This window comes from Armatimonadota bacterium (assembly GCA_020354555.1).
Classification (GTDB): domain Bacteria; phylum Armatimonadota; class Hebobacteria.
In genome coordinates this window covers 62,253-82,793 of the sequence record CP070648.1, presented here as the reverse complement: position 1 = coordinate 82,793, position 20,541 = coordinate 62,253, and the positions used below count along the sequence as shown (strand labels likewise).

Below are 20,541 nucleotides of genomic sequence, written 5' to 3'. Positions count from 1 at the left end.
ATGGCATGAAGCCGCTTCACATCATTCCGCTCGCATTCGCCGGCCTTCTGTGCCTCGCGCAGTGGTCGCCGGCCGCGCCACAGGCGAGGACGCTGCACGCCGCGGCGGTTGCCGACGCGCCTGTCATAGACGGCGATCTCTCCGACGATGCCTGGTACCGCGCCGGCGTCACGGGTGATTTCGTCATCCAGGACACCGGCCAGCCCGCCTCACAGCCGACCGTGGTGCGCGCGCTGAGCGATCTCGACCACCTCTACCTCGCCTTTCACTGCACCGAGCCGCAGCCGGATCAGATGCAGGCCAGCGCTGTGAGCGACAACATCTGGGGCGACGATTGCATCGAGCTCAATTTCGACCCCGCAGGCGGCATCGCTCAGATCTACCAGATCAGGGTGAATTCCATCGGCACCAAGGAGTTCTTGCTTCGTGGGAGCGGACGCCTCGATCCTGGCGCGATCCAGGCGGCGGCACGCGGCGGCAGCGACCATTACGCGATTGAACTGGCGGTGCCGTTCTCGGCCGTCGGCATCACGCGTTCGCCCCAGGTCGGCATGCGCTGGCGCGTCAACTTCGAGCGCTTGCGCACCGTCGGCGGCGAGGAGGGTGATAGCTGGGCCGACACCGGCGGCGACTGGGCAAACCCCGAGGCATATGGCCAGCTCGTCATCCCCGGCGGGCCGCTTGCGGTCGAAGCAGTCGGGCACGGGTCCCTGAGCGTCGGCCGGCGGAGCGGCGCATTCATGACGGTCGCCAATCATTCGCCCGCCCCACGGGGACTCGGGTTCGCCCTGGGCGACGTTGATGCTGCGCAACTCTCCTGGGATGAGAACATCCTGCTCGCCAGGCGCACCGCCGCACGCGTGGGAATGGATTTTCCGGTCAATCGCTCCGGCATGCGCACCTATCGCTGGACCTTGCGCGACGCCGCCAGCGGCGCGCTGCTATACTCCTTCGAAAGGATGACGGAAGTGGCTCAGGCGGTGAAGGTCATCGTCCTCTACCACAAGCGAGAGTTGGTCATGGATGTGGACACGAAGCCCTGGGGCGAACTTGCCGCAGGGGCGACCGTGACTGTGGAACTCACGGCACCGGGCGACGAAAACGCCCTGCACAGCGCCGGCGCGCAGGTCCTCGCGGAGCAGCACATCGCCTCCGCGTCGCTGGCGGTCGGTGATCTGCCACCGGGAGACTACGAGGTCCGCGCGATCGCCCGCGACGCCGCCGGCAACCCGCTCGGGACCGCGCTCGCGGAATCGGTCACCTGGCCGGAGCCGACCCGGTGGGCCGGCGCAAGCGCGGATCTCAAGGTGCTCAACAACTTCGTCACCGAATTGCTCCACGTCGAACCGGGCGCGCGGCCCGCGCGAAGCTATGCGTTCACGAACCCCCGCGAGGGCTGGGTGTTCTTCGCCTCGGATGCGACTGTGCCCGCGTCCGGCTCGGCGATCATATCGCTCGACGGCGACGCCGCAGGCGAAGTCATCGTGCATGCGCCATCCACGGACGGTGTGGTTGAGGCGATGCGGTTTCTTCCCGCCGGCGAGCACAACCTACGCGTCACCTGTGACGGCGAGGCGCGGCTCAAATCGCTGACCGTCCGCGCAGTGCCCGAACTCGTGTATTGCCAATTCCAGGCGGATCCCCACGTCAGCGAGTACGGCCCGTATGACTGGGACTTCCTCCAGCAGTACGTCCTGCCGCACTGCAATACCATAGTCGCCGGCGCCTCTGAGGCATATCGCCCGTACATGGAGCAGTGGAAGAGCGCCGGCAAGCGCTGGATCGTCTCATCCGGCGTGCCCGGGCTCGCCCGCGACGCAACGGTCACCGCCGATGAAGCCGAAGCGTACTGGAGCGCCAACATGGGGATGCAGGATCCGCTTGCCGACGGCGTCATCGCGGACGAGTTCTTCGGGGGCGACAGCGAGAAGTACGAGGCATGGACCGAGGCGCTCCGGCGCATCGTCCGCAATCCGCGCTTGACGGGCAAGGCCTTCTACCCCTGGTGCGGCAGCATGTACGAGGGCACCGCCAGCCGCGAGTTCATCCAGGTCGTGATGGACGCGGGGTCGCGTTTCGCCTGGGAGCGTTACCTCCCCGAGCAGCCGACCGAGGCCGAAGCGCGGGCATATCTGGCCCGGACTCTGAGGGACGAAATGCTCGCCTGGCGCGAGGCCCAGCCCGGCTGCGAGAAGCACATGATCGTCTGCTTCGGCTACTTATCCGCGCCGCCCGAGAGCCTCAATACCGACCCCGGCATTGACTACAAGGTCTGGATGGACCTGCAGTTCAACATGCTCGCCAACGATCCGGCGTTCGACGGCCTCTACGGCGTCATGGAGTACCTGTCGAGCTACTCCGACGAGGAGAACGTCCGCTGGGCCGCGCAGCTCTATCGGCACTACTGCATCGAGGGGAAGACCGGCCTGCTCTCGGATGCCCCGTACCTCCTGCCGCACCTGGACAACCCCGATTTCGCCGACGGGCTCGCGGGCTGGATGGTGACCGCAGCCGAACCGGGCAGCGTCTCCGTCGCCAGCATGCAGGGCTACGGTTGGCTCGCGGGCCGTTACCCCGAGACCAGCGAGGGCGATCAGTTCCTGTTGATGAAGCGCAGCTCCGAGCGGCCCAACGTTATCTCCCAGACCATCAAGCACCTGCAGCCCGGATGCCTCTACTCGCTCAAGATGTACAGTGCCGACCACGGCGACCTGACACAGGGCAAGTCCGTGCAGCAGCGGCACGCCGTCTCCATCACGCTCAACGGCGTCAACCTTCTCGACGACAAGTCGTTCCAGCACGTCTTCCCGAACTGCTACAGCCATCACCTCGGGCCGTTCAACGCCGAGCATCGCGCGTGGATGAACTACCACTGGCGCGTCTTCCGCGCGAAGGGACTTCAGGCCAGGATCACGATTTCCGATTGGTCAACCGAGACCGAACCGGGCGGCCCCATCGGCCAGGAGACCATGCTCAACTTCGTCGAGGTGCAACCGTACCTCGGAGCGGGCAACTGAGCGACCGTCGGCCCTCCGGTGTGCCCCATTTTCCATGGTGTGGGCGCAGGCTGCTCCATGCCTCTCCCTGTCAGGGAGAGGGCGGCGAGCCTGCGGCGAGCCAGGTGAGGGTGCATGGCGACGCCTTCTACGCTCACCTGTGTCCTCTACGCCACATGCGCACAAGTCCCTAGCAGGGAGAGTAGGTCATCTGCGCGACGTCACAGAGATTCGAGGCTGCACCTCTCACACCACCTATATTGACGTTTTCCCCTGGCGGTGTTACCGTTTCCAGCAGAATGCGAGGGAGGAAGGCTATGAGAACAAGGAGTGCGGTAATTGCGGTTCTGCTGGCGATCGTGCTCGTCGGCGCAGCGGCGCAGGCGCAAGGCCTGGTGCTGCGTTACAAGTACACTGCGGGCGCCGTGGACAACTACGTGATGAAGGGCGCCTTTGAGGGCTCGATGCGTACCGCCAATCAGGGCGAAATGCCGATTGACCTGAGCCTCGACGGTCGCATGCGGATTAAGACTACCGCAGTCACCCAGGACGGCGTCGCGTCGCAAGAGATGACGCTCGACCGCATGGAAGTCAACACTACCATGATGGGCATGGAAGCGCAGATGGTCATGGAGCAGGGCCAGATGACCCTCATGGTCAACGGCCAGCCCATGGATCTGCCCCAGGGCATGCCCGGCATGGACGCGCTGGGCAAGCCGATCAAGTCAAAGACGAACACTCGCGGCCAGGTGCTGGAGGTTGACCTCAGCGGCCTCGGCGACATGTTCGGCGGCTTCGACCCCGCGACGATGCAGGAGGCGAGCGTCGTTTTTCCGGAGGGGCCGGTCTCCCCGGGCGATAGTTGGTCGAACTCCCTGAAGATCCCGATGGCTGTGATGGGCGAGAAGATGGAGCTGACCGTCAACTTCACCTACAAGTTCATCGGCACCGAGAAGTACAAGGACGCCGATGTCGCGCGCATCGCGCTCAAGGGCACCGCTCAGATGCGCGGCGGCGCCGACGCGAAGTTGGAGAGCATCAAGCAGAGCTTCAGCGGGTACGAGCTGTTCGACTACAACGCCGGCCGCACGCCGTACAGCAAGATGCACATGGATCAGGTCATGAAGATGACGCCCGCGGCCGACCAGCCCGAGGTCAACATGAGCATCGCCGGCGACATCGAGATGATCCTGCAATAGGGCGTGACCGTCGCGCCGCGGGAGCGACGACTTGTCCGATTGCCCTCGGCGCCGGCATCACCGGACGCCATCGGAGAAAGACATGCCGGAACACGGACATGCAGAGCACGAGGTGCGCAAGGCGCTCCACGAAAACGAAGACACCGCCGGCCTTGACCTGAAGATCAAGTTCGTCAACGGCGTCGTGTTCCTCGACGGCACCGCGCCGACCGCCGCACTGAAGGATACCGCCGCCGAGATCGCGGGCAAAATCGAGGGCGTCACCCTCGTCCGCAATCGCCTCCAGGTCAAGCCCGAGGCCCATACCACGCGCGAACTCTTCCGCGAGGGCGAGAAGAAGTAGCGGTCTCATTGCGACGCGCGGCCTTCAGCCCGCGCGGGCCTCGCGACCACATCCGGTGGCGCAAGCGTCCCGCTTGCGATGGCTTGAAGCCCCGTAGCCCTCAGCCCGCGCGGCGTGTAGGGCGGGCATGCCTATGCCCGCCGCAACCCCTCTCCCTCCCAGGGACTTGCGTGCCCGTGGCGCAGAGGATGGGTCAGGATGCCTCGGCTGTGCTCCGCACACAGCCACCGCAAGATGTCATTCTGAACGAAGCGGCGAGCGTAAGCAAAGCCGCGCAGTGAAGAATCTCGGTCTGCGCGAGAATCCCCGGTCGGGATCTGCTCTCACGGTGACCGTGCGCCTCCGGCGCGGAGGCTGCACCGCCTCCGCCGCGCACTTGGCCGCGGTCTCCCTTGGTTTGCGTTCGGGGCAAGCTCGGATTGCGCGAGTCCTTACTCCTTCACATATCCGTAGTACCGCCCCATCCAATACGGCAGCAGGAAGAACGCCCCGTCGTCCTCGCCCGTCCCGCCGCGGCCGTCGTCCATGCGATACGGGTTGCCGTTCCACTTCAGCATCGCGCGCTCGTGCGGCTTGATTACCGTCGTCGCCTGCGCCTCCCCGAATCGCCCCATCCGCACGTCCGCCACCAGGTCCGCGCGGTGCGAGTTCTTCATCCGATACTGCACCGTGTCCCACGGTATGTCGCGTAGCGTCTTCAGCGACTCCTCGACATCGCAGAACTTCCCCGTCACCGCGCCGTAGATGTAGTTCTGGAACGGCGAGTACTCCGGCCGCTCGCACTGCCACGTCCGCTCCAGGCTCGCGACGTAGATCGCCCGCAGTGCCGGGTCGGTCTCGTAGCGCAGCAGCGGATCGTACACCACGATCGCCAGCTCGTCATCGGAATGGTTGACGCTGCTCGGGTACATGACCTTCTGATACAGCGTGTTCAACGCGAAGTGATGGTCGAGCGCCAGCCCGAGGTAATGCTCCTGGTACTTCTCGTCGCCGGTCACGTGATACGTCGTCTTGAGGAACGACAGGATCTCCAGCGAGTTGAGCCCGCGCTGCGCCTCCCACGGCCCGTTGAGCAGCTCCGGCGACCACACGCCCCACGTCGTTTGCTTGCCGTCGAGATCCACCAGCAGGTACCCGTGGTCGATGATGTGATCCATGATCCGCCGGCACACCCCGCGCATGTCCTCCTTCTCCGCGTCGTCGGCGACCAGGTCGTAGTACAACGCGTACGCGTAGAAGTGCCCGTCAATCTCATCCGAACTCGTGTCCGCTTTCCACTCCCACTCGCCGTCTGCGGAATCATGCCACTCCCCGCCGGACTTGCGCGTGTTCGGCTCGCCCTTCTTCACGATCGCCCGCGCCGGGAAGCCGGGAATCGTCGTCTTCTGCTCGAGATCAACCATCGCGTACACCGACGTCCGCGCGAGGTCGCGCGCCTCCTGCTCGCCGGTGACCGCGTAGCGGTAGCACTCCGCCCCGACGTACAGCGCGGTCCACAGGCCGTCGTTGTCGGTCGCCTCGTACGTGAAGTCCTCGACATCCCCCGGCGCGCCGAGATCGATGTCCGCCACGAAGCCCATGCGGTAATGCCGCTTCTGAATCCGCTCCTCGAAGTACGCCGCCTTGCGCGCGAGCGTCATCGGCTCTTCGTAGATGCGGCTCAACCCCTGATGCGTCGCCACCCACGCCGACCCGTCGGCGCGCAGCGCGATCCCGCGCACCTCGTCGTGCGGCAGCCAGCGCAGGTTGGCGAAGTAGTCCCACTCTCCCTCGCGCAGCCGCGCACAGCCGATCGGAAAGCCGGTCCACACCGCGCCGTCGGGGGCGATCTTGATGCACGTCACCTGCTCGTAGGGCAGCCCATCTTTGCCTTTGACGTGCTCCCACCAGCCCTCCCGGTCGAACAGCCCGATGCCCGCGTTGGTGCCGACCCACAGCGTCCCGCGCGCGTCGAGCGCCAGCGCGCTGACGCCCATCGCCGGCGGCCCTGCGTGCGCGCGCCCCGGCGCGAAGCCATCCCACGACGACCCGTCCCAGCGCCACAGGCCCGCGTCCGTCGCCACCCACAGCACGCCGTCGCCGTCCAGCAGCATGTCGGTCACGCCGAACGGTTGCGGGTATTTGACCATCTGCCACGCGCTGCCGTCGTGGATGCCGATGTGATCGGCACTCGCGGCGAACAGCTTGCCCTGATACCCGCGCAGCAAGGACACCGGGTTCGCGGGGCCGTCCGTCACCGGCTCGAACGCCTTCCCGTTCCACCGGCACAGCCCCGCCGCGCCGCCGATCCAAATGGTCTCCCCGACCGCCGCCAGGCCCTGTGCCTCCGGCCCGCCGAGGCCCTGTGGGTCAACGATCTCCTGCGGGAGCTTGTGTGCGCTCCATTTCTTGCCGTCGAAGCTCGCCGCGCCGCGCCGGGTCAGCACCCACACGCGATCCGCCGCATCAACCACGACCTCCCGCACGTCGCTGCTCGGCAGCCCGTCCTTCTGCGCGACGAACTCCCGCATCAGTTGCCCATAAGTCCCTGCTTCCGCCGTTGCCTTCTCCGCCATCGCTCCATCCTTTCAATGTAGGGCGAGCGTGCCTGCGCCCGCCGCATCGCGTCCATGTCCTTCTACGCCTTCCGCGACAGGATTCTTACCCCTCTCTCAGGGAGAGGCCGGGTGAGGGTGGAACCCATCGCCTTGCTCTCGCCTCGGCATCCTTCGCGGCTAGATTCCCTCTCCACCAAACCGCAGCACCACCTTCAACGCTTGCTCCCTATGATTGCAGAACACGTCGAACCCGCGCCCGATTTCCTCGAACGGCAGGATGTGCGTCACGATCCGCATCGGATCCACCGCGCCGCTCTCCACCAGCCGCACGTTCTGTATATAATCCGTCCGCGTCAGGTACCACGTGCCGAACACCTCGACGTGCCGCCGAATCAGATCCTCCGACGGGCTGATCTCCAGCTTTGGGCATTCGCCGACGAAGGCGACCTTCCCCGCGCGCCGCACCGACGCCAGCGCTTCCTTCCCCCCGTGCCCCGAGCACTCGAACACGTAATCCGCACCCACCCGTGTGATCGCTCGAATCGCGTTCACCGCCGAGTCGCGGCTCAGGTCAATCCCGAAATCCGCCCCCAGCTCCCGCGCCGCCTCGACGCGATACGCGATCGGATCGAGCGCGATCACCAGCGCGCCGTACGCCTTCAGCATCTGCACCGCGTTGAGTCCGATCGGACCGCAGCCGTACACCGCCGCCATTTCCCCCGCCTCGATGCCCGACCGCCGCACCGCCCGCGCCGGCGTTCCCAGCGCGTCCGTCAGCAGGCACCCCGCCTCGAACGGCAGCCCGTCCGGCAGCGGCAGCGCCAGCTCGGCGGGCACCGCCTGGTACTCGGCGAACCCGCCCGTGAGGCCCTGCGGCCCTTCCTCGCAGCACACGAACTCCCCGCGCCGGCAGTCCACGCACTCGCCGCAGCCCTTCACCGCCATCACCGTGACCCGGTCGCCCGGCCTGACATCGCCGACCTCCGCGCCGATCTTCTCGACGATCCCCGCCGCCTCGTGCCCGTGGATGCCCGGCTTCGGTCCGGGGTTCATCCACAGGCCCTTATCGCTGCCGCAGATGCCGCAGGCCATGTTGCGCACCAGCGCCTCGCCGCGCCCCGGCTCCGGCGTCGCCACCTCCTCGATGCGCACGTCCTCTTTATCCCGGAATACCGCTGCCTTCATAGACCTCGTTGTTTCCCCGCGCGGTCGCCGCGCTCCTGTTGCACGCTCTTCTCCTCCGGTGACTCGGGGCGCGCTCCCCTGAGAGCTTACCATTACCCGCATCGTGTCTGCGCCGCCGTGGGGGATTGGGGGTAGGCCCTGATGGTGCGCACCATTGCTGCCTGACTCGCTGGCATTTTGGAGTGCGGCGATTGATCGCCGCTCTTGCGCGGGTGCTGCGGTTTCCAGCCGCGCGGGAGATATCGGCCGCCGACCCATGCCTGCCGCTCTTGGGCGCGGCCTCGCCGAGGCCGCGGTGAATATCCAAACCGCACGGGTGGCCGCTGAGAGGCTGTTGCCGTAACTCGGACGGACGCACCGGTCGCGATGGGGGCAGGTCGCCTGTTTGAGGTTTCGGGATGGGGGCGAAACTCAGTGGTCGTGATGCAGCCGGGGCAGTGCAGCTCTTCAAACGGGACGCGGATGGGCACGCGCCTGTGACTCTCACCAGCCGCGCAATTCCGTGTGAATTGCGCAGCTATGCCCTACGCAGATGACACCCGCCATTCTCCTGGCGATGGCCGCAGCCACCCGATCGGCTGCCTGGGGAATAATGGCGGCACTTCTCCATGTCGTTAGCCGTTCCACGGTCGCGGCTTCCTGTACATCTGCCCTTCTTGTCAACCAGGAAGGGCGTGTAGAGCCGGCCGAGGACGAAAACCGCCTCGGCAATAGCCGCGGCAAGCGCCACCGGAATCCAGATCTTAAAGGAGACTTTCATCAGGACGGCGAGAACATAGTACACCACACACAGCACCAGGAACGGCGAGATGGCTCTCAGGCCGTCCGTGAAGGACTTGCTGCCGCTCTGACGTTTTATCATGTGCGTTTCCCCGCCAAGGGCCTGCGTGTTGGCATAGGATAAATAGAGCATTCGTGGTTCAAGCCGGCGTCCCCTGTGGGGATCTGAGGACAATTCCCAGCCCTCGGCGCAGTTCCGGCGCACCGTCGCAGGGAGGCCATCCGTCGGGAGCCCAGGTGCGGGCGTACGATGACGGCCGGGTCCTGCTGAGTGAAACGGGAGGTGGAACCGGGAACCACCACCCATTGCGCTGGCGCGATTGTCCCGGTTGGCCTGCCGCTTACGACAGGCCTGCTCCCACTGACACCGCGCCCGAGAGCAAGGGGATCTCTCTGCGGACTCGGCGTTCTCCGCGGTGAATATCCGGAAGGCACGGGCGGCCGCTCAGGGCCGCCCCTACGGCTCCCGCGGTTCATCCGCCTGTCCTGCTCTGCCCGCAGGGCAAGCGCCGCCTCGCGGCGAACACCTCCGCCAGCAGCACAGACCGCACGCGCACGAACGCTCGAGCGAGGTGACCTATGCCCGTCGAAGCACGCGACCTGATGACGAGAGACGTGATCACCGTCACGCCGGAGACCCCCGTCTCGGAAATCGCCAAGCTCCTCTCCGAGCACAACATCTCCGGCGTTCCCGTCGTGGACGAAGACGGCAAGCTGCGCGGCATCATCAGCGAGGCCGACCTCGTCGTGCGCGCCGCGCGCCCGCGCTTCCCGCGTTACATCCCCTTCCTCGAAGGGGTGATTTTCCTCGAGAACCCCGCCCACTACGAGCAGGAAATCCAGAAGATGCTCGCCGTCGCCGCGGCGGATATCATGACCGAGAAGGTCGTCACCGCGCCGCCCGACGCCTCCGTCGAGGAACTCGCGACCCTCATGACCGAGCGCAACGTCAACCGCATCGTGATCATTGAGGCCGGCCGCATCGCCGGCGTCGTCACCCGCGGCGACATCGTGAGAACCCTGGCGGAGAGCGAGTAGGGGAGCGGCAAGCCGGCGGCGGGCAGCACCTGGTAGCGAGCAGCGAGCAGGGATCAGAGCGCGCGAGGAATCCGCGGGGTAAACCGTGTTCCGCGCATCACGATACCGGTCAGGATTGGCCTGGGCGCTGGGCCTCGGCATACTGGCGGCCGTGCTCTCGGCGCGCGGCGCGCTGAGCGGGCTGGAGTGGCGGGCGTACGACCATCAGTTGGCCGCCCGCGCCCCCGGCGTGCCGCCGCGCGACATCATCGTCGTCATGATTGACGACAGCTGTCTCGACCGGCTCGGCCCCTGGCCGTGGCCAATGTCGCGCCACGCCGACCTGGTTCGCCGCATCGCGGGCGCGGAACCCAGGGCAATCGTTTTCGACATCCTCTTCTTCGGCGGCACGGCGCGCGACCTCGCGGGACGGGACGGCTCCGCGCCGCTCGGGCGCGCCGCGACGGCTCCCGGCCCGACTCCTGCCACCTCACGACCCGTCGCGGAAACGCCTGAATTCGCCGACGCGCTGCGCGACGCGGGGAACGTCTTCCTGGCGATGTGCTTCCTCCAGGGAGAGCACCCGGTCGAACTCGGGCCGTACGGGCTGCGCATGGCTGAGCTGCGGCAGCCGCCTCCCGAGCTCGGCTCCGCGGCGGCGGGCGCGGGCGCGGTTAACGTCTTCCCGGAGCGCGACGGCGTCGTGCGCAGCGCGCCGCTGGTCATGGATCACGGCGGCGAGCCGATCCCGTCGCTGGCGCTCGAAGTCATTCGCCGCATCGAGCCCGCGCCGGACGTGCGCATCGGCACCACGGGCCGCCGCTGCTCCGTGCGCCTGGGCGATACCTCGATTCCCCTGACGCGCGCCGGGGAGATGCTAATCTCCTACGCCGGCGGCTACAAGGTCTTCCCCTGGGTCGCGTATGACGAAGTGCTCGCCGGCCAGGTGTCCCCGGAGCGCTTCCGCAACCGCATCGTCCTCGTCGGGTTCACCGCCACCGGCCTGTCCGATACGCGCCCGACTCCGCTCGCGCCGGCCTGCCCGGGCGTGGAGATCAACGCCCACGTCATGCGGACGATCCTGGAAAGCGATTTCATCAGGCCTCTCGGCGCGGCGGGCAACGCGCTGCTCGCGCTGGGAATCGCCCTCGCACTGGGACTGGCCCTGCCGCGCTTGCGGCCGTTCGGCGCGCTCATTGGCGCTGGGGCGGTCGCCGTGTTGATCGTGGTGGTGAGCGTTTACCTGTTTCAACGCGCGGGGCTGTGGATCAACGTCGTCACGCCGGCGCTGACGGCTCTCGCCGTGGGCCTGGTCGTCGCCGCGGACGGCTACCGCGTGAGCGACCGCGAGAAGATCCGCACCGAATCGAGCCTCGGCACCCTCGCGCTGGCGACGCGCATGATCGCGGCCAGCACCTCGCGCCAGCCGGTCCTCGATGCCGTGCGCGAGGAGATCACCCAGCTCGTGGGCGCGCGCCAAACCGACGTGTACCTCATGGACCTCGACGGGGAGGAGCTTGTTCTCGCGGACGGCGGCCGCGACGCGCGCGTGCGGGTAGGCGGCGGGACCCTGGGGCGAGTCGGGCAGGAGGGCGTGCCGCTCCTCACAACCGACGCGACGGCCGATGCGGCGCTCGCTCGCGAAGTCGCGCAGGCCGCGGACTTCGCCGTCGGGCCGGTGGCCTTTATACCCCTGCGCCGGCAGGATCAGGTCGTCGGCGTCGTCCAGGTCGTGCGCCGCCCCGGCGAGGAGGCGTTCGGCGAACGCGATCTCGAGTTGCTCAACGCCCTGTCCCAGGAGGCGGCAGTCGCCCTGGAAAACGTCGAGCTGTATGAGAAGCTGGAGGGCAAGGTCGAAATCGCCAACCGCGAACTCGTCAAGGCCTACTCGCAGCTCGCGCTGGAGAAGGATCGCGTCGAGGCGCTGCTCGAGAACATGGCGGACGCGGTGATCATGACCGACACGGACGACCGCGTGCTCTACGTCAACCCCGCGGCGGAGCGGATGTTTCGCGTCAGCGGCAGGGAGGTCGAAGGCGACCCGCTGGCGGAGCACTTCGACGTTGGCGGTTTGCCGGCGGTCGCCGAGAGCGCCCACGATGCCGACGGGGAACTGGTGACCGGCCAGGTCGTCATCGAAGAGCCGAAGCGACTGGTGCTGACGGCGAACGCCGCGCTCATATCCGACGACCAGGGTCGGCCGGTCGGCGTGGTTACCGTGCTCAGCGACGTGACGCTGCTCCAGGAAATGTCGGACATGAAGACGGAGTTCGTGTCGCTCGTTTCGCACGAGCTGCGCACGCCGCTGACCTCGGTGCAGGGCTTCGCCCAGACGCTGCGCTCAGACGTGGAGGGGCATTTCGACGCCGCGACGAGAAGCGAGTTCCTGGAGATCATCGAGTCGGAGTGCCACCGCCTGCTGACGATGATCAACGAACTGCTCGACGCGTCGCGCATCGAGGCGGGCCGGGAACTGCCCATGAACTGGGGACAGGTCAGCATCACGGCGATCGCGGACAAGCTCGTCAAGCTGCACTCGGCTTCGGCGGAGGCGCACACCTTCGAAGTGGACTTCCCGGCAGACCTCCCCACCATCGAGGCCGATGGCGATCGTATCGAGCAGGTGCTGACGAATATCATCTCTAATGCGATCAAGTACTCGCCCGATGGCGGCGTCGTGCGCATCAGCGGCAGGCGCGAGGACGGGGAGGTGCTGATCTCCGTGGCCGACCACGGGCTGGGGATGACCGAGGCGCAGCGAGGACAGCTCTTCCAACGCTATCATCGCCTGGAAAGCGATGCTTCCAAGCGCATCCGCGGCACCGGCCTCGGCCTCTACCTGACCAAAGGCCTGGTTGAGGCCCACCGCGGGCGCATCTGGGCCGAAAGCGAAGGGCCCGGCAAGGGCTCGGTTTTCTCCTTTGCCCTGCCGATTCAGAGGCCGGGTGAAAACGACGCCGCGGGAGGCGCCTGACAAGCGTTTCCCACGCCCGCTGAAGGGGTAGAAAGAAGGCCGGAGGCGCCCGGCGCACAGGAGGCGCGAAGCGAGCCTCATGTACAGATCCGCTGTCATCCTTATTGTTGCCGCCGTGCTCGCTGTGATCCTGCTGCTGGTCTGCGCGCAGACCCTCGCCATCGTCGAGATGCTGGCGGTGGTTGACGAGCGTGCGGGGCCGGTGCAGGTGCTGCGCGGCGGCGACGCCCGGGACGCGACGGTTGGGATGCTGGTGCGCTCGGGCGATCTCGTTCGCACCGGGCCCCAGGGGCTGATCGGACTCCACTGGGCTGACGGATCACGCATCGAACTCGGCCCCAACAGTGAACTCGTCGTCGAACGGTGCCGCGCCAATAAGGTCAGGAAAACCCGGAGCACCCATTTCCGCCTCAATCTCGGCGAGATCTGGATTCGCATCCGGGGCGCCTTGCAGCCTGGCTCCAAGTTCGAAGTCGAGACACCCACCATCGTCGCCGCCGTCCGCGGCACCGTGTTCGGCCTTGAAGTGCTGCACGACGGTACGACTCGCCTCGAAGTCTACGACGGGCAAGTCGAGATCATCGGTGACGGCGTCGCCCAGTCCGTCGAGTCCGGACGATCGGGCAAGTGCGCGGTGGTCGGCAAGCGCGGCTTCGAAGTGCACAACATGTCCGAGGCGGAAGCCGAGCGCTGGCGCGGAAAAGCCGACGTCATCGGGCCGCTGCTGACCGTTACCGAGCCCGCCCCGGATTCGAGTACCTCGGTGGCACTCGCCCCGGTGCGCGGGCGCACGGAAGAGGCAGCCACCGTCACCGTCAACGGCGAGCCCGTGCGCGTCGGCGCTAACGGCGTCTTTCGCAGTCGCGCGCGCTTGGTGCAGGAACAGAATGTGATCACCATCGTCGCGTCGCTCGGCGGTCGGCGGACCACCGTGTCGCGCGCGGTCGCGTACGTCAACCCGACGGATGTCATCGCGCTGACGTGGCGTCCAAGCAAGGATCCCCACGATGCCCCCGGGGTTATGGAAGTCAAGGCCGTGCTGCGCGATCCCGACGGGGAACTCGTCCCCGATGGCACGCCAGTCGAATTGGTCGTGGATTCCGGCGATATCATCGGCGGTCATCGCACCGAACATGGCGCTGTCGTCGCGAAGTGGCGCCCGGCGGAGAGTGCCGTATCGGCGCGTATCACCGTCACGTCCGGGCAGGTGGCCGCGAGCGCCATCGTATCTCCCTCCGCGCCTCCGACGGCGCTCCCCTCGTCCGAGCCGCGATAGGGGGAACGCGTTCGTACCGTGGCTGTCGGCCAGGCTGCCGCTGGCGCGAGGTGCGGCCCCATGAGACAGCGGGGCCTGCTCGCATCTCCAACCTCGCGCCCGACGCGCGTGGGACGCCTGGTCATCCCGCGCTCCCGCGTTCGGGATCGTATCCCTGACCCTTGCATGGCACGCGCGCCATTGTTGATGCGCGTCTGGTAACGGAGGTTCCGTGGAGGCACACGCAGCGATGGAGGTTCTGATCAATCAGGTCGGGTTCGACGTCGGTGCGCCGAAGTCCGTCGTGGTTCGAGCGGGCGAGGACCTCGACGGGGCGCGAGGCCGACTGGGAATCGTGGACGCTCGCGGCACTCTGTGTTACGAAGCGGATCTGGACCACGTCGGAGGCGGCGCGCTGTGGGACGGGCATTACTGGCGAAGCGACTTCAGCGGCTTCGACCGCGACGGCGAATATGAGCTGCGAATCGCCATCGCGGAGCGCGAAGCTCGCTATGCCCCGGTGGCCGTCACCCCGCGTCGAACCGCTCGTGAATCGCTTGCGCTTGCGGCGGCGTTCTACTACTACCAGCGCTGCGGCACCGAAGTGCCGGGATGGCACCGGCCCTGCCACATGGATGACGCGCGCCTTCCCGACGGTTCGCACATCGATGCTGTCGGGGGCTGGCATGATGCCGGCGATTACAACAAGTACAACGGCTACACGCCGCTGTCGGTCGTCGCGCTTGCGAAGGCCGGCCGCCACGAGTTGCTCCGCCCGTGGCCGTTGAAGCAGGCGCCGCCGCCGCTCGATGAGGCCGCGTGGGGCGGGGCGTGGCTGGCCAAGATGCAGGATGAGAAGACCGGGCTCTTGCGCGGCGACGTGTTCTCCGGGTACGGCTGGTGGGGGGCTCCGGAGGACGAGACCGACAATCGTCCGGGCACCGACGACGACCGGCCGATTCGCGGCGAGCCCTCGCTCGGGCATCACCCGGGAGTGGCGCTGCTCGCCTTCGCCACACTGCAGAACCTGCGCCCCGGGGAATCCAGGTGGCTGGAATGCGCGCGGCGTCTCGACGATGCCGCGGCGGGAGCGGATCTGCCGGTCATCCAGCAGGCCGCCGCCGCGCTCGCCCATCTGGAATGGCCCGAACAACGAGACGCCAGGGTCGAACAGGCGCGGCGGCTGGTTCGCGCCGTGCTCAGCCGACAGCGTCCGGACGGCAGCTTGCACGATCCCCACATCGTTGACCAGGGCTTCGTCCCGGCTGCGCTTGCTGAGTTTGCGCTGCGCCTGCCCCAGGATCAGTTGGCTCCCGACATACAGGTGGCGCTCACGAAGTATCTCGAATTCAGCGCTGGCCTGAGCGATAATCCCTTCCGCATCATGCAATGGGACGCCCACAACGTGTTCTACCCCTATGTGGAACCCAAGGCCTGGTACGTTGGGCAGAACTCAATGTATCTGTCACAGGCCTGGGCGCTCCTGCTCGCGGCGAAGCTCCTCAACCGGTCGCCCGATGCCGCCGTGCGCGATCAGGCTCGGCTGGCAGAAGAACTGGCGTGGGCGCAGATCAACTGGGTGCTGGGCTGCAACCCGTTCGCCGTCTGCATGTTGGAGGGCGCCGGGCGGTTCAACCCGCCGCAGTACCACCACCGCTACAATGCGATCCGTGAGCGCGAGCGCGGTGCCGTCCCCGGGGCGGTATGTAACGGCTACGTCCGCGAGAGCGTCGAGCGCGACGCCCCCCGCTTCGATCTCCAGGGCAACGACTACCACTCGACAGAACCATGGCTGCCCCACAACGCGTACTACCTGCTGGCGCTGAGCGAAACGTGACCTGTCACATCGTGCGCCTCCGGGCCGTAGCCGTAGAGGCACAGCATGCTGTGCCCTATCGTGCTGGCGGCGCAGGCGTCCCGCCTGCCGGCGATCATCCGGCACACCGCTGCCTCGTCAGCCAGGGCCCCTCGGCTGTGCACGCCGCCCGCGCTCACGTGCCGAGCGGGGCACGGACGTTGAGCGGCGACTTCCGACATGCCCGACCGGATCGCCCAAGCAAACTGGAGCGACGGCGCAAGCTCCCTTGCGGCAGGTTCATTCGCCGCGTTTATTGAACTCAAGGGCCATGCGATTCAGCCTGCTCCGGCGCAAGCGCGATGCTGTGGCGCAACAAGCGGAAGCGTCCGCCTCAAGCCCGCTGCTCGTCGTCGGCCTCGGCAATCCCGGGGGACGCTACCTCGCGACGCGGCACAATGTCGGCTTCGAAGTGGTCGAGTTGCTCGCCGCGCGCGCGCAGACGCGCCTGCGCCGCGGCAAGTTCCGCTGCGCTCAGGCCGAGGCGCGACTGGCCGACCAGCGCGTCATCCTGATCCAACCGCACACCTACATGAACCGCAGTGGGGCAGCGGTTCGTGGGGCGGCGGACTACTACAAGGTGCCGCTATCGCGGCTCCTCGTGGTGTGCGACGACGTCCACCTGCCGCTGGGGAAGATCCGCCTGCGCCGTTCGGGCAGCGCGGGCGGGCACAATGGCCTCATATCGGTCATTGAGGCGCTGGGCAACGAGGAGTTTCCCCGCCTGCGCATCGGCGTCGGCGAGCCGCCGCCGCACATGGATCAAGTGAGCTATGTGCTCAGTCGCTTCGCGCGCGAGGAACAAGAGGTGATCGCCGCCGCCATCGCGCGCGCAGCGGACGCGGTCGAGGCATGGGTCTCCGTCGGCATTACCGAAGCGATGAACCGCTTCAACTGAGTGTGGTCGAAACACCGAGGCTGCGGATGACGCCGAATCGCCGCACATCGGCTCGTCCGCATCCATCACGCGCGCTAGTCGCTGGCGCAGAGGTTGGCGAACTCCTGGGGCTCTTTCGCTTTGTTGCCGGCCTCGTCGTAGGTGACCATGCCTGCCTTGACGAGCCCCGCCAGCGATTGGTCGAGCGTCATCATGCCCTGCTTGACGCCGGTCTGGATCACCGACGCGACCTGGTGGGTCTTGCGCTCGCGGATGGAGCTGCGCACCGCCGGGATGGCCACCAGCGTTTCGAACGCAGCGACGCGGCCCCTGCTGTCGGCGCGCTTGACCAAGATCTGCGACACCACCCCGAGCAAGTTCACCGAAAGCTGCATACGGATCTGCTGCTGCTGGTGGGTGGGGAAGATGTCAATCGCGCGGTCCACCGTCTGCACCGCGTCCGTGGTGTGCAGCGTCCCGAACACTAGGTGCCCCGTTTCAGCCGCCGTGATCGCAAGCTGCACCGTTTCCAGATCGCGCATCTCGCCGATGAGGATGACGTCGGGGTCCTGACGCAGCACGAACTTGAGGGCATTCGCGAACGACTGCGTGTCAGTCCCCAGCTCCCTCTGGTTGATCAGGGCGCGCTCGTCCTCGTGGATGAACTCAACCGGATCCTCCACCGTCACGATGTGGCAGGGATAGGTCTTGTTGATGTAGTCGAGCATGGCGGCTTGCGTCGTTGACTTGCCGCAGCCTGCGGGACCGGTCACCAAGACGAGGCCGCGCGGACGCTCGGCGAAGTACTTGCACACGGCCGGCAGCCCCAGCTCTTCCATGGTCGAGATGCGCAGCGGAATCGAGCGGAACACCGCCCCGACGTTGCCGCGCTGCACGAACGTGTTGACCCGGAAGCGCCCCACACCCTCGATGTCGTAGCCGAGGTCCATCTCCCAGTCACGCTCGAACAGCGCAATCTGCTCCTCGCTCAAGACGCTGTACGCCAGCTCGCGCGATTCAGTGGAGGTCAGCGGCGGGAGGTCCATGCTGTACAGGTCGCCGTAGATGCGCAGCAGGGGCGGGCTGTCCGCCTTGATGTGGAGGTCCGAACCGTCACGCTTGACACATTCCGTGAGCAATTCGTCGATCTGGATCGCCATCGTCTCCGTTCGCCCCTACATCGCCCCGGTGGCGGCTTCCGTCGTCAGGCGCGCGCGCTGCCGGAACTCGGCGGGGTTCGACGCTTTCGCCAGCGCATCCTCGAACGCGACGATGCCGCTGCGGCAATGCTCCAGCAGGTGCGCGTCCAGCGTCTGCATGCCCAACTCGTGACCGGTCTGGATCATCGAGTAAATCTGGTGAGTCTTGCGCTCGCGAATCAGGTTGCGAATGGCGGGCGTCGCGAGCATGATCTCGAATGCCGCCACGCGGCCCGGGCGGTCCTGCCGGTGCAGCAGGGTCATCGAGATCACCGCCTGGATCACCACCGAGAGCTGCATGCGGATCTGTTCCTGGCGCGCCGGCTCGAACACGTCCACGATGCGGTCCATGGTCTGCGCCGCGTCCGTCGTGTGCACCGTCGCGAACACCAGGTGCCCGGTCTCCGCCGCGGTGATCGCGAGCTGCATCGTCTCCAGGTCACGCATCTCGCCCACCAGAATCACGTCCGGGTTCTGCCGCATGACGTGCCGCAGGGCGTCGGCGAAGGTATGCGTGTCTATCTCCACCTCGCGCTGGTTGACCGCTGCCTGCTTGTCGCTGTGCATGAACGCGATCGGGTCTTCAATGGTCACGATGTGGACATTGCGGTTCTCGTTGATGTGGTCAATCATCGCGGCGAGAGTCGTCGACTTGCCGCTGCCGGTGGGGCCGGTGACAAGCACCAGGCCGCGCGGCAACAGCGCCACTCGCTTCAGAACTTGCGGCAGCCCCAGTTCGTCTATGGTCTGAACGCGGATCGGGATGAGTCGGAATACCGCTCCTACGTTGCGCCGCTGGCGGAACACGTTCACCCGAAACCTGGCCAGCCCGGGAATCGCGTATGCGAGGTCGAGCTCCATGTTGCGCTCGAAGCGATGGCGCCGCTCGTCGCTCAGGATGTCATAAACGATCTGTTTCACATCCGCCGAATTCAGGCGCGGGTAGTCGGTGCGCTGCAGATCGCCGTGAACTCGAATGACGGGCGGCTCCCCCGCCCGTATGTGCAAGTCCGACCCCTGCCGCTCCACGACTAGCTTCAGCAGTTCGTCAATGTGCATCGTGTCTTATCGAGGCCCCTGTATTGCCGGCGTGACTCGTCGGTTCGGGTGCGCACCCAGAGAACATGGTCCGGAAGAGTTCGGCGCGGCGCTCCGCTGGTACCGAACGCTCTATGCTTGCGTCGCGAGCCGCGCCACCGTGCGCCGCGGCTCGGCTACCCCGAAGGCTGCTCCGCTGCGCCCGCCGCGGCCTGCGCCCCCCGCCGCATCATCTGCTTTAGCTCCGTGCGGTTGCCCGCATAGGCCTCCGCGTCTTCCTCCGTAATGATGCCCGCGCGCAGATACTTGAGCAGCGCCTGGTTCATCGTCTGCATGCCCCAATAGCCGCCCTCGTTGATCGCGTTATAGATCTGCGACGTTCGTCCTTCCTCGATCAGCTTCGCCACCGTCGGCGTGTTGACCAGCACCTCGACCGACGCGACGCGCCCGGTGCCATCGCTCCGCGGCGAGAGCTTCTGCGAAATGATGCCCACCAGCGTCGTGGACAAGCGCAGGCAGATCTGGTTCTTCTCGTGCGGCGGGAAGATATTGACGATGCGCTCGACCGTGTCCCCCGCGCTCGTCGTGTGCACGGTGGAGAACACCAGGTGACCGGTCTCAGCGGCGGTCAGCGCCACGCGCATCGTCTCCGCGTCGCGCATCTCGCCGATGAGGATCACGTCCGGGCTCTCGCGCACCACGTACTTCATCGCGTCGTAAAACGACTCGGTGTCGATCCCTACCTCGCGCTGGCTCGCCACCGCAAGGCGGTCCTGGTGCACGAACTCGATGGGATCCTCGACGGTGATGATGTTGCAGCGGCGGGTGCGGTTGATCACGTCAATCATCGCCGCCAGCGTGGTCGACTTGCCGCAGCCGGTCGGCCCCGTGACCAGAATGCACCCCTGCCGGTTCATCGCCATCTCGCTCACGATCTTCGGCATCCCCAGCTCTTCGAGCGTGTAGATCTCGAGGGGCACGATGCGCAGCACCAGGGCCATCGTATTGCGCTGCTGATACACGTTGCACCGGAAGCGCGCCAGGTCCCCCAGGGTGAATGCCAGGTCGAGTTCGTGGTACTCGCGGAAGCGCGCGACCTGCTCTTCCGTCATGATCGAGTGCGCCATGCGCTCCGTGTCCTCCGGCAGCAGCACGGGCAAGTCAGTGGGCACGATCCGCCCGTGCACCCGCAGCGCCGCAGGCGCCCCGGCCTTGATGAACAGGTCCGATGCCTTGCTCTCGACCGCGAATCTGCATAGTTCTTCAAGCTCAACTGCCACTTTCGT

General features: G+C 66.7%; 14 protein-coding genes. 8 read left to right on the top strand and 6 right to left on the bottom strand.

The window, feature by feature from the left end; translation table 11 throughout:
• The first annotated feature begins 5 nt into the window (after positions 1-5).
• The 3 genes from JSV65_00350 (at position 6) to JSV65_00340 (ending at position 4,538) form a co-directional block, all read left to right on the top strand.
• Positions 6-3,017: a hypothetical protein gene (locus tag JSV65_00350; GenBank protein UCH34839.1), complete on the top strand. Its 3,012-nt coding sequence runs from the start codon at positions 6-8 to the stop codon at positions 3,015-3,017.
• Positions 3,018-3,313: 296 nt separating this feature from the next.
• Complete coding sequence (locus JSV65_00345; GenBank protein ID UCH34838.1) at positions 3,314-4,195, top strand: hypothetical protein; 882 nt, start codon at positions 3,314-3,316, stop codon at positions 4,193-4,195.
• Positions 4,196-4,277: 82 nt separating this feature from the next.
• On the top strand, positions 4,278-4,538 hold the full coding sequence (locus JSV65_00340) for a BON domain-containing protein (protein UCH34837.1): 261 nt from the start codon (positions 4,278-4,280) through the stop codon (positions 4,536-4,538).
• A gap of 431 nt (positions 4,539-4,969) precedes the next feature.
• On the opposite strand, the gene JSV65_00335 is transcribed toward JSV65_00340, so the two are convergent.
• The 3 genes from JSV65_00335 to JSV65_00325 form a co-directional block, all read right to left on the bottom strand.
• Positions 4,970-7,093: a hypothetical protein gene (locus tag JSV65_00335; GenBank protein ID UCH34836.1), complete on the bottom strand. Its 2,124-nt coding sequence runs from the start codon at positions 7,091-7,093 to the stop codon at positions 4,970-4,972.
• Positions 7,094-7,252: 159 nt separating this feature from the next.
• Positions 7,253-8,260, bottom strand: coding sequence for a zinc-binding dehydrogenase (locus JSV65_00330; protein ID UCH34835.1), 1,008 nt, complete (start codon positions 8,258-8,260; stop codon positions 7,253-7,255).
• Positions 8,261-8,777: 517 nt separating this feature from the next.
• Complete coding sequence (locus tag JSV65_00325) at positions 8,778-9,122, bottom strand: hypothetical protein (GenBank protein ID UCH34834.1); 345 nt, start codon at positions 9,120-9,122, stop codon at positions 8,778-8,780.
• Positions 9,123-9,619: 497 nt separating this feature from the next.
• Between JSV65_00325 and JSV65_00320 the strand changes: the two genes are divergently transcribed.
• From JSV65_00320 to JSV65_00300, 5 genes are all read left to right on the top strand, one after another.
• Complete coding sequence (locus JSV65_00320) at positions 9,620-10,078, top strand: CBS domain-containing protein (protein ID UCH34833.1); 459 nt, start codon at positions 9,620-9,622, stop codon at positions 10,076-10,078.
• A 115-nt stretch (positions 10,079-10,193) separates the two neighbouring features.
• Positions 10,194-13,031 (top strand): CHASE2 domain-containing protein, encoded by a 2,838-nt coding sequence (locus JSV65_00315; GenBank protein UCH34832.1) that lies wholly within the window; start codon positions 10,194-10,196, stop codon positions 13,029-13,031.
• 79 nt (positions 13,032-13,110) lie between these two features.
• On the top strand, positions 13,111-14,307 hold the full coding sequence (locus tag JSV65_00310) for a FecR domain-containing protein (protein UCH34831.1): 1,197 nt from the start codon (positions 13,111-13,113) through the stop codon (positions 14,305-14,307).
• Between the two features lie 229 nt (positions 14,308-14,536).
• Positions 14,537-16,123 carry a glycoside hydrolase family 9 protein gene (locus tag JSV65_00305; GenBank protein UCH34830.1) on the top strand — a complete coding sequence of 529 codons (1,587 nt, stop codon included), beginning with the start codon at positions 14,537-14,539 and terminating at the stop codon, positions 16,121-16,123.
• A gap of 289 nt (positions 16,124-16,412) precedes the next feature.
• Positions 16,413-17,039 (top strand): aminoacyl-tRNA hydrolase, encoded by a 627-nt coding sequence (locus JSV65_00300; protein UCH34829.1) that lies wholly within the window; start codon positions 16,413-16,415, stop codon positions 17,037-17,039.
• 74 nt (positions 17,040-17,113) lie between these two features.
• Here the strand turns inward: JSV65_00300 and JSV65_00295 are convergent, their stop codons facing one another.
• From JSV65_00295 to JSV65_00285, 3 genes are all read right to left on the bottom strand, one after another.
• Positions 17,114-18,178: a type IV pilus twitching motility protein PilT gene (locus JSV65_00295; protein ID UCH34828.1), complete on the bottom strand. Its 1,065-nt coding sequence runs from the start codon at positions 18,176-18,178 to the stop codon at positions 17,114-17,116.
• A 15-nt stretch (positions 18,179-18,193) separates the two neighbouring features.
• Positions 18,194-19,276 (bottom strand): type IV pilus twitching motility protein PilT, encoded by a 1,083-nt coding sequence (locus JSV65_00290; GenBank protein ID UCH34827.1) that lies wholly within the window; start codon positions 19,274-19,276, stop codon positions 18,194-18,196.
• A 155-nt stretch (positions 19,277-19,431) separates the two neighbouring features.
• Positions 19,432-20,535 carry a type IV pilus twitching motility protein PilT gene (locus tag JSV65_00285; GenBank protein UCH34826.1) on the bottom strand — a complete coding sequence of 368 codons (1,104 nt, stop codon included), beginning with the start codon at positions 20,533-20,535 and terminating at the stop codon, positions 19,432-19,434.
• Positions 20,536-20,541 lie beyond the last annotated feature (6 nt).

Excerpts from the sequence above, each read along its gene's own strand:
- JSV65_00350 (UCH34839.1), top strand. The coding sequence starts at position 6 with ATGAAGCCGCTTCACATCATTCCGCTCGCATTCGCCGGCCTTCTGTGC.
- JSV65_00345 (UCH34838.1), top strand. The coding sequence starts at position 3,314 with ATGAGAACAAGGAGTGCGGTAATTGCGGTTCTGCTGGCGATCGTGCTC.
- JSV65_00340 (UCH34837.1), top strand. The coding sequence starts at position 4,278 with ATGCCGGAACACGGACATGCAGAGCACGAGGTGCGCAAGGCGCTCCAC.
- JSV65_00335 (UCH34836.1), bottom strand. The coding sequence starts at position 7,093 with ATGGCGGAGAAGGCAACGGCGGAAGCAGGGACTTATGGGCAACTGATG.
- JSV65_00330 (UCH34835.1), bottom strand. The coding sequence starts at position 8,260 with ATGAAGGCAGCGGTATTCCGGGATAAAGAGGACGTGCGCATCGAGGAG.
- JSV65_00325 (UCH34834.1), bottom strand. The coding sequence starts at position 9,122 with ATGATAAAACGTCAGAGCGGCAGCAAGTCCTTCACGGACGGCCTGAGA.
- JSV65_00320 (UCH34833.1), top strand. The coding sequence starts at position 9,620 with ATGCCCGTCGAAGCACGCGACCTGATGACGAGAGACGTGATCACCGTC.
- JSV65_00310 (UCH34831.1), top strand. The coding sequence starts at position 13,111 with ATGTACAGATCCGCTGTCATCCTTATTGTTGCCGCCGTGCTCGCTGTG.
- JSV65_00305 (UCH34830.1), top strand. The coding sequence starts at position 14,537 with ATGGAGGTTCTGATCAATCAGGTCGGGTTCGACGTCGGTGCGCCGAAG.
- JSV65_00300 (UCH34829.1), top strand. The coding sequence starts at position 16,413 with ATGCGATTCAGCCTGCTCCGGCGCAAGCGCGATGCTGTGGCGCAACAA.
- JSV65_00295 (UCH34828.1), bottom strand. The coding sequence starts at position 18,178 with ATGGCGATCCAGATCGACGAATTGCTCACGGAATGTGTCAAGCGTGAC.
- JSV65_00290 (UCH34827.1), bottom strand. The coding sequence starts at position 19,276 with ATGCACATTGACGAACTGCTGAAGCTAGTCGTGGAGCGGCAGGGGTCG.